This is a genomic window from Mesorhizobium sp. B3-1-6 (assembly GCF_006439555.1).
GTDB lineage: Bacteria > Pseudomonadota > Alphaproteobacteria > Rhizobiales > Rhizobiaceae > Mesorhizobium.
Genome location: NZ_VFTM01000008.1, coordinates 121,713 through 136,924, shown reverse-complemented (window position 1 = coordinate 136,924; position 15,212 = coordinate 121,713). Strand labels below are relative to the sequence as shown.

Annotated in this window: 16 protein-coding genes; 9 read left to right on the top strand and 7 right to left on the bottom strand. The window is 64.3% G+C overall.

Annotated features, from left to right (window positions below):
- Positions 1–7: 7 nt before the first annotated feature.
- The 3 genes from FJ414_RS09720 to FJ414_RS09705 all read right to left on the bottom strand — a co-directional run bounded on the left by FJ414_RS09720 (position 8) and on the right by FJ414_RS09705 (position 4,428).
- A complete protein-coding gene (locus FJ414_RS09720; RefSeq protein ID WP_140643908.1) occupies positions 8–1,225 on the bottom strand; it encodes an FAD-binding protein in 1,218 nt (405 codons plus the stop codon).
- Positions 1,226–1,446: 221 nt separating this feature from the next.
- A complete protein-coding gene (locus tag FJ414_RS09710) occupies positions 1,447–2,943 on the bottom strand; it encodes an FAD-linked oxidase C-terminal domain-containing protein (RefSeq protein WP_140643904.1) in 1,497 nt (498 codons plus the stop codon).
- A gap of 162 nt (positions 2,944–3,105) precedes the next feature.
- Positions 3,106–4,428, bottom strand: coding sequence for a DUF3422 family protein (locus FJ414_RS09705; RefSeq protein ID WP_140643902.1), 1,323 nt, complete (start codon positions 4,426–4,428; stop codon positions 3,106–3,108).
- A 207-nt stretch (positions 4,429–4,635) separates the two neighbouring features.
- Here FJ414_RS09705 and FJ414_RS09700 point away from each other — a divergent pair, with 207 nt between their 5' ends.
- From FJ414_RS09700 to FJ414_RS09690, 3 genes are all read left to right on the top strand, one after another.
- Positions 4,636–5,439 (top strand): FCD domain-containing protein, encoded by an 804-nt coding sequence (locus FJ414_RS09700; RefSeq protein ID WP_140643900.1) that lies wholly within the window; start codon positions 4,636–4,638, stop codon positions 5,437–5,439.
- A gap of 22 nt (positions 5,440–5,461) precedes the next feature.
- On the top strand, positions 5,462–6,598 hold the full coding sequence (locus tag FJ414_RS09695) for an alpha-hydroxy acid oxidase (RefSeq protein ID WP_140643898.1): 1,137 nt from the start codon (positions 5,462–5,464) through the stop codon (positions 6,596–6,598).
- A gap of 113 nt (positions 6,599–6,711) precedes the next feature.
- Positions 6,712–7,479, top strand: a complete 768-nt coding sequence (locus FJ414_RS09690; protein WP_140643896.1) for a metallophosphoesterase — start codon at positions 6,712–6,714, stop codon at positions 7,477–7,479.
- 43 nt (positions 7,480–7,522) lie between these two features.
- Here FJ414_RS09690 and FJ414_RS31985 read toward each other — a convergent pair whose 3' ends face one another.
- Together FJ414_RS31985 and FJ414_RS09680 are read right to left on the bottom strand one after the other, a co-directional pair.
- Positions 7,523–7,654 (bottom strand): hypothetical protein, encoded by a 132-nt coding sequence (locus FJ414_RS31985; protein ID WP_263481599.1) that lies wholly within the window; start codon positions 7,652–7,654, stop codon positions 7,523–7,525.
- A 292-nt stretch (positions 7,655–7,946) separates the two neighbouring features.
- Entirely contained in the window at positions 7,947–8,645 is a 699-nt protein-coding gene (locus tag FJ414_RS09680; RefSeq protein WP_140643894.1) for a type 1 glutamine amidotransferase, read from the bottom strand.
- An 85-nt stretch (positions 8,646–8,730) separates the two neighbouring features.
- On the opposite strand from FJ414_RS09680, the gene FJ414_RS09675 reads away from it, so the two are divergent.
- Entirely contained in the window at positions 8,731–9,366 is a 636-nt protein-coding gene (locus FJ414_RS09675) for a hypothetical protein (RefSeq protein WP_140643892.1), read from the top strand.
- 6 nt (positions 9,367–9,372) lie between these two features.
- On the opposite strand, the gene FJ414_RS09670 is transcribed toward FJ414_RS09675, so the two are convergent.
- Positions 9,373–9,768 (bottom strand): GFA family protein, encoded by a 396-nt coding sequence (locus FJ414_RS09670; protein WP_140643890.1) that lies wholly within the window; start codon positions 9,766–9,768, stop codon positions 9,373–9,375.
- 138 nt (positions 9,769–9,906) lie between these two features.
- Here FJ414_RS09670 and FJ414_RS09665 point away from each other — a divergent pair, with 138 nt between their 5' ends.
- The 4 genes from FJ414_RS09665 (at position 9,907) to FJ414_RS09650 (ending at position 13,569) form a co-directional block, all read left to right on the top strand.
- Complete coding sequence (locus FJ414_RS09665; protein WP_140643888.1) at positions 9,907–10,641, top strand: 16S rRNA (uracil(1498)-N(3))-methyltransferase; 735 nt, start codon at positions 9,907–9,909, stop codon at positions 10,639–10,641.
- Between the two features lie 206 nt (positions 10,642–10,847).
- Positions 10,848–12,221 carry a glutamate--cysteine ligase gene (locus FJ414_RS09660; protein ID WP_140643885.1) on the top strand — a complete coding sequence of 458 codons (1,374 nt, stop codon included), beginning with the start codon at positions 10,848–10,850 and terminating at the stop codon, positions 12,219–12,221.
- Between the two features lie 102 nt (positions 12,222–12,323).
- The gene (locus tag FJ414_RS09655) at positions 12,324–13,265 is read left to right on the top strand and encodes a DUF937 domain-containing protein (RefSeq protein ID WP_140643882.1); all 942 of its coding nucleotides are present in this window, start codon (positions 12,324–12,326) and stop codon (positions 13,263–13,265) included.
- Between the two features lie 25 nt (positions 13,266–13,290).
- On the top strand, positions 13,291–13,569 hold the full coding sequence (locus tag FJ414_RS09650; RefSeq protein ID WP_140643880.1) for a hypothetical protein: 279 nt from the start codon (positions 13,291–13,293) through the stop codon (positions 13,567–13,569).
- A gap of 156 nt (positions 13,570–13,725) precedes the next feature.
- On the opposite strand, the gene FJ414_RS09645 is transcribed toward FJ414_RS09650, so the two are convergent.
- Positions 13,726–14,016 carry a DUF1127 domain-containing protein gene (locus FJ414_RS09645; RefSeq protein ID WP_140643878.1) on the bottom strand — a complete coding sequence of 97 codons (291 nt, stop codon included), beginning with the start codon at positions 14,014–14,016 and terminating at the stop codon, positions 13,726–13,728.
- 238 nt (positions 14,017–14,254) lie between these two features.
- Between FJ414_RS09645 and FJ414_RS09640 the strand changes: the two genes are divergently transcribed.
- On the top strand, positions 14,255–15,211 hold the full coding sequence (locus FJ414_RS09640) for a LysR substrate-binding domain-containing protein (RefSeq protein ID WP_140643877.1): 957 nt from the start codon (positions 14,255–14,257) through the stop codon (positions 15,209–15,211).
- Position 15,212 lies beyond the last annotated feature (1 nt).

Below are 15,212 nucleotides of genomic sequence, written 5' to 3'. Positions count from 1 at the left end.
CGCGGTCCTAACCCATGCGGCCGGGGTTGAGAATCTGCTTGGGATCGAACTCGGCCTTCAGTCGCGCCGACAATGCCGCAAGATGCGGCGGTTGCGGCTCGAACACCGGTAAGGCCGCACGATGCGGGGCGGACGCCCGCACCAGTGTCGCATGGCCGCCGCCATGCTTGCGGATCAGTCCGCGCAGCAGCTCAGCCTCCGGATCGTCTTCGCGCATCGACAGCCACACCAGGCCACCCTGCCAGTCGTAGAAGGCATCGACCGCCGCCTGCATGCGCAGAGCCATCACCATGTGATGCGCCTGCGACGGCGCCATCGACACGCGCCAGACCGGCCGCGCGCCGCCATCGGCGAAGGGTGCGCAGTCGCGGATATCGCGCCAGATCGTCTTCGACGCCTCGCCCGCGATCTCTTCGAGCGGACCCGCCTTGCCGAGCAACTGCTTCAACGCCTCGATGCGATAGACGACCGAAGGCCCAAACCCCTCGACCCGCAGCAGCGTGGCGGCATCGCTGCCGTGCTTGCCGCCTGCGACCTTCGCGGCGATGCGCTCCGGCAGATGCGCGGCGCTCGACACTTCGGCGCTGGAGCCGAGCGCCAGCGCCATGGCCGCGACGGCCGCATCGTCGAGCAGACCGCGGATGGCCAAGGTCACTTCTGTTTCGGCCGCCGGCAGGACCTTGAAAGTCAGGTCGGTCAGCACGGCGAGCGTGCCCCAGCTTCCCGCCATCAGTTTTGAGAGGTCGTAGCCGGTGACGTTCTTGACCACGCGGCCGCCCGATTTGAATGCCTCGCCGCGCCCCGAAACAGCGGCAACGCCAAGGATATGGTCGCGCCCCGCGCCCGACTTGAGACGTCGCGGGCCGGACAGGTTCGAAGCCAGCACGCCGCCGATGGTGCCGTTCTTGCCCCCTTGGCCCGGCTCGCCGCCGAGCAACGGGCCGTAGTCCATCGGCTCAAACGCAAATTGCTGGCCGTTTTCGGTAAGCAGTTTTTCGAGTTCGGCGAGCGACGTGCCGGCGCGGGCCGACAGCACCAGTTCGGCCGGCTCGTAGAGGGTGACGCCGGTGAGTTTCGACAGGTCGAGTGTATGCTCGATCTGCAGCGGACGGCCGATGCCGCGCTTCGAGCCGTGCCCGAGGATTTCCAGCGGCGTCTCTTCCGCCGCTGCCCATTGGACCGTGGAGAGGATTTCGGCGGATGTAGTGGGGGTGAAGGTGGTCATGCCAACGCGGCCACCCCAAATGAGGATATGTCGAGTTCCTTCACACCCCCCTCTGTCCCGCCGGACATCTCCCCCGCAAGGGGGGAGATTAGCAGCTTCAGCGCCGCGCCTCCCCGCCAACGTTGCTGATTGGCGAAAGCCTCCGCGACATCCAATCTCCCCCCTTGCGGGGGAGATGTCCGGCAGGACAGAGAGGGGGGTTCAAGCGCCAACGTATCCACTCAAAACCTCGGAATATCCGGAAACGCCACCTGGCCGCGGTGCACATGCATCCTTCCCAGCTCCGCACACCGGCGCAGTTGCGGAAAAACCTTGCCGGGGTTGAGCAGATGATTGGGATCGAAAGCGCATTTCACCCGCATCTGCTGGTCGAGGTCGACCTGGTTGAACATTTCCGGCATCAGGTCGCGCTTCTCGACGCCGACGCCGTGTTCGCCGGTCAGCACGCCTCCGACCTCGACGCAAAGCCGCAATATGTCGGCGCCAAAGCTCTCGGCCTTGTCGAGTTCGCCCGGCACATTGGCGTCGTAGAGGATCAGCGGGTGCAGATTGCCGTCGCCGGCGTGGAAGACGTTGGCGACGCCTAACCCGTACTTCTCGGAAAGGTCGCGCATGCCGGCAAGCACCCTCGGCAGTTCCTTGCGCGGGATGGTGCCATCCATGCAGTAATAGTCGGGCGAGATGCGGCCGACCGCCGGAAAGGCCGCCTTGCGGCCGGCCCAGAAGCTCAGCCGCTCCTGTTCCGACTGCGAGATGCGGCAGGTGGTCGAGCCATTGCGATAGGCGATCGCCTCGACCAGTCCGATCAGGTGATCGACCTCGACACTCGGGCCATCGAGCTCGACGATCAGCAGCGCCTCGACATCGAGCGGATAGCCGGCATGGACGAAATCTTCCGCCGCGTGGATCGCCGGGCGGTCCATCATCTCCATGCCGCCCGGGATGATGCCGGCGCCGATGATGTCGGCGACGCACTGGCCGCCCTCTTCACTGGTCGGAAAGCCGATCAGCAGCGCGCGCGCCGTCTCCGGCTTCTTCAGGATGCGCACCGTCACCTCGGTGACGACGCCGAGCAGGCCTTCGGAGCCGGTCATGACGCCGAGCAAGTCATAGCCTTCCTGGTCGAGATGGCTGCCGCCGAGGCGCACCACCTCGCCATTCATCAGCACCATCTCGATGCCCAGAACATTGTTGGCGGTGAGCCCGTATTTCAGGCAGTGCACGCCGCCGGAATTTTCCGCGACGTTGCCGCCGATCGAGCAGGCGATCTGGGAGGATGGATCGGGGGCATAGTAAAAGCCCTCCTGCTCGACGGCGGTGGTGATACCGAGATTGGTGACGCCGGGCTGGGCGACCACGACGCGATTCGGATAGTCGATCGCCAGGATGCGGTTGAAGCGGCTCATCACCAGCAGCACGGCATCTTCGAGCGGCAGCGCGCCGCCCGATAGCGAGGTGCCGGAGCCGCGCGGCACGACGCGAATGTTGCGCTCGTTGCAGTATTTGAGGACGCGGGAGACCTGCGCCACCGTCTCCGGCAGCACCACGACCAGCGGCAGTTGCCGATAGGCAGTGAGGCCGTCGCTTTCGAAGGCGCGCATTTCATTGGCTGCGTCGACAACCCCCTCGCCCGGCACGATGATGCGCATGTCGTCGACGATCTCGGCGCGACGGCGCAGCGTTTCGGCATCTGGCTTGGGCATGGCTAGGCCGGACATCGGGCAGCCTCATCTGGCTTTGACTGGTCAAAATCTTTTACCAGCCTGACGCACCCGTTGCAAACGCTGCTTTGGTCGCGCTCCACGCCAAGCTTAACCGCAAGCTTCCGCAGCGGCAATCTGCCGCTGCGGCCTGGGTCGCGCTAGATGAAGCTTGGCCGCTTATTCGCCCGGATGCTTCGCCGGCTCCGAATGCATCTTGCGTACGCGGCGCACGCCCCACCATACAAGCAGGATGGCGACCGGCACGGAGGCGGCAGTGACGACTTCGGGCGCGAAAGCGTGCCCGAAGATCGAGGCGCCCTTGGCGACATAGCCGATGAGCCCGACGACATAGTAGGACACGGCGGCGACCGAGAGGCCCTCGACCGTCTGCTGCAGGCGCAATTGCAGCCGGGCGCGGTTGTTCATCGAGGCGAGCAGGTCGCGGTTCTGCTTCTCCACTTCGACGTCGACCCAGGTGCGCAGCAGCGTGGTGGCGCGGGTGAGTTTCCGCGACAGGTTCGCCTGGCGCTCCTCGACCGAGCGGCAGGTGCGCATGGCCGGCGCCATGCGCCGCAAGAGGAAGCCCGCCCAGGTGTCGTAGCCTTGCACCGGCTCTTCATCCAGCGCTTTGAGCCTTTCGGTGACGATGCCGTCATAGGCGCGGCTGGCGCCGAAGCGATAGAGGCTGGATGCGGCGTCGGCCTCGAGCTCCGCGGCAAGTTCGGTAAGATCGGCGAGCAGCGTCTGGCTATCGCGGGTTTCGACCGCCTTCATTTCCAGCGTGGTCTGCGCCAGGCGGTCCTCGATGCGACGGGCGCGGCCGGACAGCGTCAACGCCATCGGCAGGCCAAGCATGGCCAGCGTGCGATAGGTCTCGATGTCGATCAGCCGCTGCGACAAGGCGCCGGTGCTGGCCGGCGTCAGGCCGCGATCGAGCACCAGCATGCGCGTCAGGCCGTCGCCGTCCTGGCGGAAATCGGTGATGATGGCGGCGGCGCCCCGCTCGACCAGCGAATAGCACAGGCTGGTCGGGTCGAAGCCGGCAACCAGTCTTTCGCTCGCCTGCGTCCATTTGCGGATTTCGAGGCGGATGCCGGAAATCACGGTGCCCGGCGGCGAGAAGCCGTTGCCGAAGGGCGAATCCTCCTGCGTCCGGCCGTTTTCGGCCAGCGGCCCTTCCCAAAGATAGGTCGAGAATTCCGTATGCCGCTCCCAGCGCAGCGTGCCCTTGCCCCATTTCATGGCATGGTGGCGCGCATTGCGCTCGGGCGCGGCGATACCCAGCCGCCGCGACAGTTCCGAAAGCACGGCATGGTCGACAGCGGCGCCGCCCTCGGTCATGAAGGAAAGCTGGATCAGCACGCGCGGTTTTTCGATCAGCGGGTGCGGACGCGCATGGACTTCGCCCAGCGCGCCAGGTCGCCCCTCATGCGCCGGGAAGCCCATCACGCTGCCTTGGGCGCGCGGCTGGAATTCGAGTTTGGACGTCTCGTCCGACACGGCTGGTCCCCCTGGTTTCGACCCATCGTGCAATCCGGTCGTCTTGCGGCAATCGGCGGGACGCGTAAACAGCAAATATTGGCGTCCGGGGAGGCTGACGCGCGGCGAACTCTGCGACCAAACTGGACAAATTGGATAAATAATTTGACCAGTTGGTGACAGAGGCTTTAATCTGGATCATCTCCGTCCCGTTCTCCAGGCGTCCCTTTGAGCGACATTTTCTCCAGGATCGAGCATTCGCGCACCGCCGACGAGGTGGTGCAGCAGATCGAGAGCCTGATCCTCGAAGGCGTGCTGCGCACCGGCGACCGGCTGCCCGGCGAGCGCGAGTTGGCGCGACAGTTCGACGTGTCGCGGCCGATCCTGCGCGATGCGCTGAAGGCACTGGAGGGCCGCGGGCTGCTGACGACCAAGGCGGGCGGCGGCACGCATGTGGCCGACGTCATCGGCCAGCTCTTCACCAAGCCGGTGACGGACCTTATCTCCACGCACCGCAAGGCGGTGACGGACTATCTGGAATACCGGCGCGAGATCGAGGCGGTAGCGGCCGAGTATGCGGCGCGCCGCGCGACGCCGGAGGATCTGGCCCTGCTCGACCGCATCATGGCGCGCATGGACGAGGCGCACCGGACCGGCGACTTCGACGACGAGGCGGAAATCGACGTCGAGTTCCACCATGCGGTGTGCGAATGCGCGCACAACATCATCCTGCTGCACACGCTGCGCTCCTGTTACCGGCTGCTCTCCGAGGGCGTGTTCCAGAACAGGCTTCTGGTGTTCGGCGTGCCCGGCGCGCGCGAGGCGCTGCTCGAGCAGCACAGGGCTATACACGCCGCGATCAAGGCGGCAGACCCAGTCGCGGCGCGCAAGGCGGCGATGGACCACATCACCTATGTCGAACGCTCGATGGCGGAAGCCGAGCGCAGCGGCGACTGGCAGCGCGTGTCTAGGCTGCGCCTCAGACAGCGCTCGGATGCCGGCGACATCGAACCCACACGAAAACGCTCCTAAGCACAGATTAGCGGGGACCACCATGAGCGACATCCTCACCATCGCCGACCTCAAGGATCTGGCACGCCGCAGGGTACCGAAGATGTTCTTCGACTATGCCGATTCCGGCGCCTGGACGGAGAGCACCTACCGGGCCAACGAAGAGGATTTCGGCAAGATGAAATTCCGCCAGCGCGTGCTGGTCGACATGAGCAACCGCTCGCTGGAATCGACCATGATCGGCGAGAAGGTGGCGATGCCGGTGGCGCTCGCTCCGACCGGGCTTACCGGCATGCAGCATGCCGATGGCGAGATGCTTGCGGCGCAGGCGGCGGAAGCGTTCGGCGTTCCGTTCACGCTATCGACCATGAGCATCTGCTCGATCGAGGATGTCGCCTCGGTGACCAAAAAGCCGTTCTGGTTCCAGCTCTACGTGCTGCGCGACAAGGATTTCGTGCTCAATCTGATCGACAGGGCCAAGGCGGCGAAATGCTCGGCGCTGGTGCTGACGCTCGACCTGCAAATCCTGGGACAGCGCCACAAGGATATCCGCAACGGGCTTTCGGCACCGCCCAAGATGACGCTTGCCAACATCATCGACCTTGCGCTGAAGCCGCGCTGGTGCCTGGGGATCGCCGGCACACCGCGCCGCACCTTCCGCAACATCGTCGGCCACGCCAAGGGCGTCGGGGACGTCTCTTCGCTGTCGTCCTGGACGAATGAGCAGTTCGACCCGCAGCTGTCGTGGAAGGATGTCGCCTGGATCAAGGAACGCTGGGGCGGCAAGCTGATCCTGAAAGGCATTCTGGATAAGGAAGACGCCTTGATGGCGGCGCAGACCGGCGCCGATGCCATCGTGGTCTCCAACCATGGCGGGCGTCAGCTCGACGGCGCCGCCTCCTCGATCTCGGTGCTGGAAGAAATCGCCGATGCGGTCGGCGACAGGATCGAAGTCCATATGGACGGCGGCATCCGCTCCGGCCAGGACGTGCTCAAGGCGCTCTGCCTCGGCGCCAAGGGCACCTATATCGGCCGGCCCTTCCTCTACGGCCTCGGCGCGATGGGCAAGGATGGCGTCACCAAGGCGCTCGAAATCATCCGCAAGGAAATGGACATCACGCTGGCGCTCTGCGGCAAGCGGCTGGTGACCGACATGGGCAAGGATCAGCTTCGGCGCTAGCGCGCGGCGAGCGCCTCATCGCGGACATGGCAAGGATAAGCTGCGGCGCTAGGGCGTTGTTCATCGATTGGTCCTAGCTTGCGCGCGGCGACCAACACGAAAAGATAGGTTCCTTGACCGAAACCGGCATCCACTACCTCGACGCAAGCGGGCCGGAAGGCATGCGGCTTTACGCCATCGGCGATGTGCATGGGCGGCACGACCTGCTCGCCGCCATGCACCGGCGCATCGAGAGCCAACTGGAATATGCGCCCGCGCCCGACTGGCGCATCATCCATCTCGGCGACTATGTCGACCGCGGGCCGGATTCCAGAAGCGTCATCGATTTCCTGATCGACGCGCAGAAATACGATCCGCGCAACATCATGCTCGCCGGCAACCACGACATCGGCATGCTCGAATTCCTTGCCGATGCCGAGCCGGACGGCCTGTTCATGAATTACGGCGGCGTGCAGACGGCGCAGTCCTATGGCGTGGATCTGCTGCGCGACGGCCATTGGTTCGGCAAGGCGGAAGCGATCGCACGGGGACATATGGCCCTGGTGAAAGCGGTGCCGCGCAGCCATGTCGACTTCCTGCAATCGCTGGCTTTTTCGGTGAGTTTCGGCGACTTCTTCTTCTGCCATGCAGGGATAAGGCCGGGCGTGCCGCTCGACGGTCAGAGCCAGCAGGACCTGATCTGGATCCGTGATGCCTTCCATGACCACCCCGGTCTCTTTCCCAAGGTGATCGTGCATGGGCACACGCCGGTACCCGAGGCCGAGGTCAGGGCCAACCGCGTCAATGTCGACACGCTTGCCTGGAAATCCGGAACGCTGAGCGCGCTCGCCATCGATGGCGGCGACAAACGCATCATCGCCGTGCAGGGAAAAGCGTTTTAGGCGCTACCCCCCGGCGCGGACGTGCCTCAGATTTTGTCGGGATCTAGTTCAGCGAGGCGGTGACGCCGTAGCCGTCGACGGCCCGGTGGTTGGTCGCTGCGTCGGCGGCATAAATGCCCAGGCCGCAGAGCACGATGGCAGACAGCATGACAAAAGACAGGAGAGCTGCTTTCACGGACGTCATCTCTGGTTAAGCTTTCTGCATCTGGGCACGAGGCGGTTACCAATGCGTTGAAACGATAAAATGCGTCTCAATGTTTCGACGATTTCGCGCTTCTAAGCAGATTCTGTATCGCCGGTGTGTCGGCTGGATCACACAAAAGGTTCATGGCGGTTGCACCGACGATACAAAGCGCGCCCTCTTAGGCGAGCGGCCGGACACAAACCAAGAAAGAAGAATGTTGTCCCCAGGCGGAAACCAGCAAGCGTGCCAATTATGCCACGCCTCGTCCAAGGATGAGCTTGGGTCAGATCGTGGCCACCCAGGCGCGGGCAATTGCCAGCCCGGCAGCGTCGGCGTCGGCGCCATTGCGGGCGAGCTCGTCGTCGAGCCGGTCGTTCCAGTCGGGATGGCGCTCGGCGATCATTGCAGCGAAGGACGTGCTCCAGTCGCGCACCATCGGCGTATCCGCCTCGAAGTGGAACTGGAAGCCATAGACGGCGCGGCCGAGGCGGAAGGCCTGGTTTTCGGCGACCGGGCTGCCGGCCAGCCGCACGGCGTTTTCCGGCAGGCCGAACGTGTCGTCATGCCATTCGAAGATCGGAAATTTCTCGGGCAGCGCCGCCAGGACCGGGTCCGATTTGGCGGCCGGCGTCAGCGACACCTTATGCCAGCCGAACTCGGTGGCGCCGCCGATCTGGTTGGCGCCGCCAAAGGCGCGCGCCACAAGCTGGCTGCCAAGGCAGATGCCGAGCACCGAACGATCCTTGTCGGCGAAATCGCGGGTCAGGTCGAGCAATGCAGGGAAGTAGGGGCAGATCTCGTCGTCGAGCGCGTTCTGGGCGCCGCCCAACATCACCATGGCGTCATGCTCGCTGCTGTCCTGCGGCAGCGCTTCGCCGTGGTAAGGCTTGCGCAGATCGATGTCGGCGCCGGCTTCCACAAGGGCCGCGCCGATCTGGCCAAGGCCCTCATTGTCGAAATTCTGGACGACCAAAACCCGCATCGAAAACCTGCTGACATGAAAATGCTGGGGCGAGCGATATCATGCGGCCCGTGTTTCAGCCAAGATGCGCAGCGGAGAGAAAGCTATGCCACTGCAGAACCGGGTCGATCCCTTCGGCGCTATCCACGCCGTGCCGGAACGTGGCCTGTTCACCGGCAACCGCGGCATCATCCATGACCCCGAGACCAGGACGCTTCTGAAGAAGCGCTGGGCCCTGCCGGCCTGGATCATCTGCGTCTGCCAGTTCCGCAATGTGCGGCGCGAGCCGATGGGCCGCAATCGGCCTGGCGGCAAGGCCGGCTGGACCGAGCTCTTCTTCCTCGACGAGGTGACGGCTTTGGCCGCCGGCCATCGGCCCTGCTTCTTCTGCCGGCGCGAACGGGCGACCGATTTCGTGAGCCGCTTCGGCGAAGCGTTCGGCATTGAACTCCCCCGCGCGCCGATGGTCGACAAGCGGCTGCACAAGGAACGGCTGGCCTCGGGCGGACAGGGGGCAAGGCTCGATCCCGCATCGCTCGCCAGCCTGCCAGGCGGTACCATGATCGCCGTGGGCAACAAATGCTACGCGCTGCTTGATGGTTCAGCCCTGCCCTGGAGCTTCGGCGGCTATCAACCGCCGATCCGGCTGGACGCGCCGGAACTGGTCAATCCGATCATGATCACGCCACCGACAACCGTCGCCGTGCTCCGCGCCGGATATCGACCCGTCTGGGCGGGCTGACCGCAGTTATTTCAGATCCGATTGCGACACCATCGGCACCGCCGGCAGATCGTAATAGTCACCGGCCGATTCCGGATAGAGCTGGCGTTCCATCTTAAGACCTGTCTTGCCGTCGATGGTCCCGGCCCAGACAGATATGAAAGGACTGCCGAATCGGCGCCAGAACAGGTTGCCGCCGCATACGGAACAGAAGCCCCGCTCGGCATGCTCCGACGATTTGAACCAACGCAATGTATCGCCCGTGATAGCCGCCGACGCCTGTTCGACCTGGGTGGCGGCCGCGAAATGACCGCTGGCCTTCCTGCATTGGTTGCAGTGACAGGCAACGATCGGACGCAATTCGCCACGCAACTCGTATTGAATGGCGCCGCATAGGCAACTGCCACGTGTAATCTTGCTCATTGATCCCTGGATCCCTCGCAATTTCCTGGCTCGCAGCCTCTATGATCGCAAGACAAACCGGCGTTGGTGTTCCGACCTTCGCGTGTCGTCTTTTCCGTACGACTTGACGCAAGGGGGAGCCTCGCTCATTGCTCGGCCATGCGCGCCAATTACAAGATGCAACGCCTGTTCGTGCCGGACGATCTCAGGCCCGGCCTCGAATTCGACGCCGGACAGCAGCAGAGCCACTATCTCGCTCATGTGCTGCGGCTCGGCGAAGGCGCCGAGGTCCTGCTTTTCAACGGCCGCGACGGCGAATGGTCGGCGTCGGTCGCTGCAAAGTCCAAGAAGGCGGTCCGGCTGAAGGTGCTGGAACTGCAGCGGTCGCAGCCGCCGCTGCCGGACCTCGTCTATTGCTTTGCGCCGCTGAAGCAGGGCCGGCTCGATTACCTTGTGCAAAAAGCGGTCGAGATGGGCGCCGGCATGCTGCAGCCTGTCATCACCCAGCACACGCAGGTAGCGAAGCCCGGCATCGAACGGCTGCGCGCCAATGTCGTCGAGGCGGCCGAGCAATGCGGCATCCTGGCAGTGCCTGAGGTGCGCGAAGCGGAGAAGCTGGAACGGCTGCTTGCCAATTGGAACAAGGAGCGACGGCTGATCTTCTGCGACGAGGATGCCTCGACCAACAATCCGCTGCCGGCCTTGCAAGCGGTAAGTGAGAAGAAACTTGCGCTTCTGGTCGGACCCGAGGGCGGATTTTCCGACGACGAGCGCAAGATGCTGAGGGCCTTGCCTTTCGTCACCGCCATTCCGCTCGGACCACGCATCCTGCGCGCCGACACGGCGGCGGTGGCAGCGCTTGCCGCGATCCAGGCGACGATCGGCGACTGGTGATCAAATCCTGTTGAGGCCTGGCTCAGGATTTTTTGCTTGATCGGCTGCCGGCATTTCGTCCATCTAGCGCCGGCGGCCGTCCGGCCCCTGCAGCACCGCGCCTCCTTTTCGAGGAGCAGAGGGCGCTGTAGCATTTGAAGTCTTGCGCAGGACGTCCAGCGGAAATCGGTGCCGGTTTTCGGATATCATGCGCACGGAGGGGCTAGATGGCGCGCGACACAACCGATACCCAGCCCATCGAAGGCATCGACGAACTGGTTGGCTATCTGGCCGCCGGCAACAAGCCGCGCGACAAATGGCGCATCGGCACGGAGCATGAAAAATTCCCCTTCTATGTCGATGGCAACGCGCCTGTGCCCTATGGCGGCGAGCGCGGCATCCGCGCCATCCTCGAAGGCATGCAGGAGAAGCTCGGCTGGGATCCGATCATGGATGCCGGCCGCATCATCGGCCTGGTCGAGCCGACCGGCCAGGGCGCAATCTCGCTGGAGCCCGGCGGCCAGTTCGAACTTTCCGGCGCGCCGCTGGAATCGATCCACCAGACCTGTCGCGAGGGCAATGCGCATCTGGCGCAGGTGCGCGAGATCGCCGAACCGATGGGTATCCGCTTCCTCGGCCTCGGCGGCAGCCCGAAATGGTCGCTTGCCGACACGCCGAAAATGCCGAAGTCGCGCTACGAGATCATGACCCGCTACATGCCGAAGGTCGGCACCAAGGGCCTCGACATGATGTACCGCACCTGCACGATCCAGGTGAACCTCGACTTCGAGAGCGAAGCCGACATGCGCCGCAAGATGCAGGTGTCGCTGAAGCTGCAGCCGCTGTCGACGGCGCTGTTTGCCAACTCGCCCTTCACCGAGAGCCGGCCGAACGGCCTGCAGAGCTGGCGGGGCGACATCTGGCGCGATACCGACAACCAGCGCTCCGGCATGCTCGAATTCTGCTTCTCGCCCGATTTCGGCTTCGCCGACTACGTCGAATGGGCGCTCGACGTGCCGATGTATTTCGTCATCCGCGACGGTCATTATCACGACATGACGCGCTACACGTTCCGCCAGTTCATGGAAGGCGCCGCGCGCAACGAGATTCCCGACGGGCTGCCGACGATGGGCGATTGGGCAAACCATCTCTCGACGCTGTTTCCCGACGTGCGCCTGAAGCGTTTCCTCGAAATGCGCGGCGCCGACGGCGGCCCGTGGCGGCGCATCTGTGCCCTCCCCGCCTTCTGGGTCGGGCTGCTCTATGACGAGCAGGCGCTGGATGCCGCCGAGGCGCTGACGGCGAGCTGGACCTACGAAGAAGCCCTGGCGATGCGCAACGCCGTGCCGGAGCAAGGCATTGCGGCGCCATTCCGCAATGCCACCTTGCGCGACGTCGCCCGCGACGTGCTCGCCATCTCGCGCATGGGGCTCAAGAACCGCGGCAAGAAAAATCGCGACGGCTATGACGAGACCTCGTTTCTCAACACACTCGACGAAGTGGTCGCGCGCGGTACGACCAGCGCCGAGGAGATGCTGTCGGCCTATCACACGCGCTGGGGCGGCTCGATCGAGCCCGTGTTCATGGAGTATGCCTATTAACCGTCCGGGTTCCGCGTGACGGTAGCGCGACGAAAGCCGCTTCAATCAGCAATGGAAACGAACTAGGTTTCTTCCACGAGGATGTTCTCGGAGGAGATGCCAATGCCTTCCTTGTTCGACATATTCGCCCAAGCCCAGAACGGCGCCGGCATGCAGGCGCTGGCCCAGCAATACGGGCTTTCGATGCAGCAGACGCAGGCCGCGGTGCAGGCGCTGCTGCCGGCCTTCTCGCAAGGGCTGCAGCGCAACACCGCCGATCCCTACGGGATGGGCGCCTTCATGACGGCGATGGCTAGCGGCCAGCACGCCAAGTATTTCGAGGACGCCACGAGGGCCTTTTCGCCGCAAGGCATCGATGAGGGCAACGGCATTCTCGGCCATCTGTTCGGCTCGAAGGACCTGTCGCGCGCCGTGGCGAGCCAAGCCGCGCAGGCGACGGGCTTGAGCCAGCAGGTGCTGCAGCAGATGCTGCCGGCCATGGCTTCGATGATGATGGGCGGGCTGTTCAAGCAGACCAACAATCAATTGAGTGGGGGGCAGATGCAGGCCGCCGGCGGTTTCGGTGGCGGCAACAATCCGCTTGGCGAGATCATCGAGCAGATGATGCGGCAGAGCGGCGTTGCGCCGGCGCCGCAGCAACGCCAGGCGCCGCAGCCCGCGCCCAATCCCTATGGCGAAAACCCGCTCGGCAAGGTGCTGAAGGACATGTTCGGCGGCGGCGCGCCGCAGCAGCCGCAGCAGACACAGCCGACACAAAGCCCTTATGGCGACAACCCGCTCGGCAAGATCTACGAGGAGATGCTGCGCCAGGGTGGCGGCGGTTTCGGCCTGCCGGGTGGGCAGCCGGCGCCGCAGCCGCAGCAGCGCCAACCGCAGCCAAGCGCGCCGCAACAGCCGCAAACCAATCCGAGCGGCCGGCCGCGAAACCCGTTCGACGACATCTTCGGCAAGATGTTCGAGACCGGCGCTCAGCAGCGCGACGAATATGAGAAGAGCGTCGGGACGATCTTCGACCAGTTCAAGCGCGACATGGACCGGCGGTAGGTCGCCCAATGCGGTGGGTATCCAAATGACCCTGGGCGAAGTGATCGTTGAAGGCCTAATGGCGGCGACAACGATAGGCGCTGCCTTTGCCCTTTTTCGTTACGACCTCGTCAATCCACGGAATGCCCCCGGGTACAGCGATATCCGCGACGCCTTGAAGCATGGCAAACCATTGCCATCGCAATGGAAGAGCGTCGATGAAAGCAATCGCGCCGGCTATGGGATATTAGCTCTGTGCTTTCTGAGTTTCGGCATTCTGATCTTCGCCGGTGCACGGCTGGCTGAATTCATCGACCAGTTCTAGCCAAAAAGAAAAATGCCCGGTCCTGGAGGAGGAACCGGGCAATGTGCAGGCTGGCCGGCGGGGAACCGGCAGGGAGTGTGGGAGCCTGCATGAGACTTGGTCGCGCCGAGCCGTGAAAAGGTTCAACGCGACCGGAAATCCAGGCAACGCGGCCGTTCAGGCTACCTGACGAGCGAGATCCTCGATGGTGTCGGCGCGCTCGCTGGCGATGGCGCGCAGCTTCACCGTCGGGTCGCGGCCGAAGGGCACGGCGACGGCGACATGGAGGTCGGCGCGGGTCAGGCCGATATCGGCAAGCTCGGCGTCCGACATCTCGCCCAGGCGATAGAAGGCGCGGCGATTTTTCCAGGCGACATAGGCGTTGGCGAGAGCATTGAGCGCACGCGTCGCAACGGCCGGACGCGTGGTGATGCGCGGGGTCTCGGAAGCGAATTCAATCGTGGTCATGTCAGTCTCTCCTTCCAGGAGTCGAGCGGACGAAACCAGGCAAGCGGCGCCTTGGGAGAAGCGCCGTTCCGGTTTCCATTCATTGACGTGATGCATGTCGTTGCCGCCAAACCCGGGGGCCGCTTTTGGGCGACATGCACTGCTTTCATGTGGACGATGCCAATTTGCCATCGCGCGATTGATTAATCCAACGAATGTTTTTAATCTGTAGCATCAACATCAATGATAGGTTGGACCGATGAAAGCGCCGCTCGACCTCGATCAGTTGCAGACCTTCATCTCGATCGCCGACACGGGAAGCTTCACCCGCGCGGCCGAGGAGGTCCACCGCACGCAGTCGGCGGTGTCGATGCAGATGCGGCGGCTGGAGGAGCGGATCGGCAAGCCGCTGTTCGAAAAGGACGGCCGCACCAACAAGCTGACCGAGGAAGGCGACCGGTTGCTTTCCTATGCGCGGCGGCTGATCCACCTCAACCGAGAGACCTTGGCCGCCTTCGACGACCAGCGGCTGGAAGGCACGATCCGCATCGGCACACCCGACGACTATGCCGACCGCTTCCTGCCCGAGATCATGGCGCGCTTCTCGCGCTCCAACCCGCGCGTCGAGCTGACGGTCGTCTGCGAGCCGACGCCGGGGCTGGTCGAGCACATCAAGCGCGGCAATCTCGACCTGGCGCTGGTGACGCACAACGACACGCGCGGCCAGTCGGAGGTGGTGCGGCGCGAGCCGCTGTTGTGGGTCACCTCGGCCAACCACGCCACGCATGAGCAGGAAACCCTGCCGATGGCGTTCGGGCGGCCGAACTGCATCTGGCGGCGCGCCGCGGTCGACGTGCTCGACCGGCAGAGCCGCGAATACCGCGTGCTGTTCTCCAGCTTCTCGGCCACGGTGATCACCGCGGCCGTGCTTTCCGGCCTGGCGGTCTCGGTGCTGCCGGAATGCGCGCTCCGGCCCGGCATGCGCGTGCTCGGCGAGGCCGACGGCTTCGGCCAGTTGCCGGACTGCCGCATCGGCATCATGCGCGGCCAGACCTCGCAGCCGGAAATCGTCGACGCCTTGGCCCGCCATATCGCCGAGAGCCTCGACAACATTTCCGTGCCGGTCAGCGAGGAGGCGGGAAGCTTCGATTTCGCCGCGCTCGCCTTCGCCAAGATGAAGCGGGTCAAGGCGAACCAGATCATGCCTGGCTGGTAAA

What these genes read in the sequence shown, in the direction of transcription:
- FJ414_RS09650 (WP_140643880.1), top strand. Translation starts at nt 13,291, where the DNA reads ATGACCCTGGGCGAAGTGATCGTTGAAGGCCTAATGGCGGCGACAACG.
- FJ414_RS09720 (WP_140643908.1), bottom strand. Translation starts at nt 1,225, where the DNA reads ATGACCACCTTCACCCCCACTACATCCGCCGAAATCCTCTCCACGGTC.
- FJ414_RS09680 (WP_140643894.1), bottom strand. Translation starts at nt 8,645, where the DNA reads ATGCGGGTTTTGGTCGTCCAGAATTTCGACAATGAGGGCCTTGGCCAG.
- FJ414_RS09640 (WP_140643877.1), top strand. Translation starts at nt 14,255, where the DNA reads ATGAAAGCGCCGCTCGACCTCGATCAGTTGCAGACCTTCATCTCGATC.
- FJ414_RS09695 (WP_140643898.1), top strand. Translation starts at nt 5,462, where the DNA reads ATGAGCGACATCCTCACCATCGCCGACCTCAAGGATCTGGCACGCCGC.
- FJ414_RS09645 (WP_140643878.1), bottom strand. Translation starts at nt 14,016, where the DNA reads ATGACCACGATTGAATTCGCTTCCGAGACCCCGCGCATCACCACGCGT.
- FJ414_RS09710 (WP_140643904.1), bottom strand. Translation starts at nt 2,943, where the DNA reads ATGTCCGGCCTAGCCATGCCCAAGCCAGATGCCGAAACGCTGCGCCGT.
- FJ414_RS09660 (WP_140643885.1), top strand. Translation starts at nt 10,848, where the DNA reads ATGGCGCGCGACACAACCGATACCCAGCCCATCGAAGGCATCGACGAA.
- FJ414_RS09655 (WP_140643882.1), top strand. Translation starts at nt 12,324, where the DNA reads ATGCCTTCCTTGTTCGACATATTCGCCCAAGCCCAGAACGGCGCCGGC.
- FJ414_RS09665 (WP_140643888.1), top strand. Translation starts at nt 9,907, where the DNA reads ATGCGCGCCAATTACAAGATGCAACGCCTGTTCGTGCCGGACGATCTC.
- FJ414_RS09675 (WP_140643892.1), top strand. Translation starts at nt 8,731, where the DNA reads ATGCCACTGCAGAACCGGGTCGATCCCTTCGGCGCTATCCACGCCGTG.
- FJ414_RS09670 (WP_140643890.1), bottom strand. Translation starts at nt 9,768, where the DNA reads ATGAGCAAGATTACACGTGGCAGTTGCCTATGCGGCGCCATTCAATAC.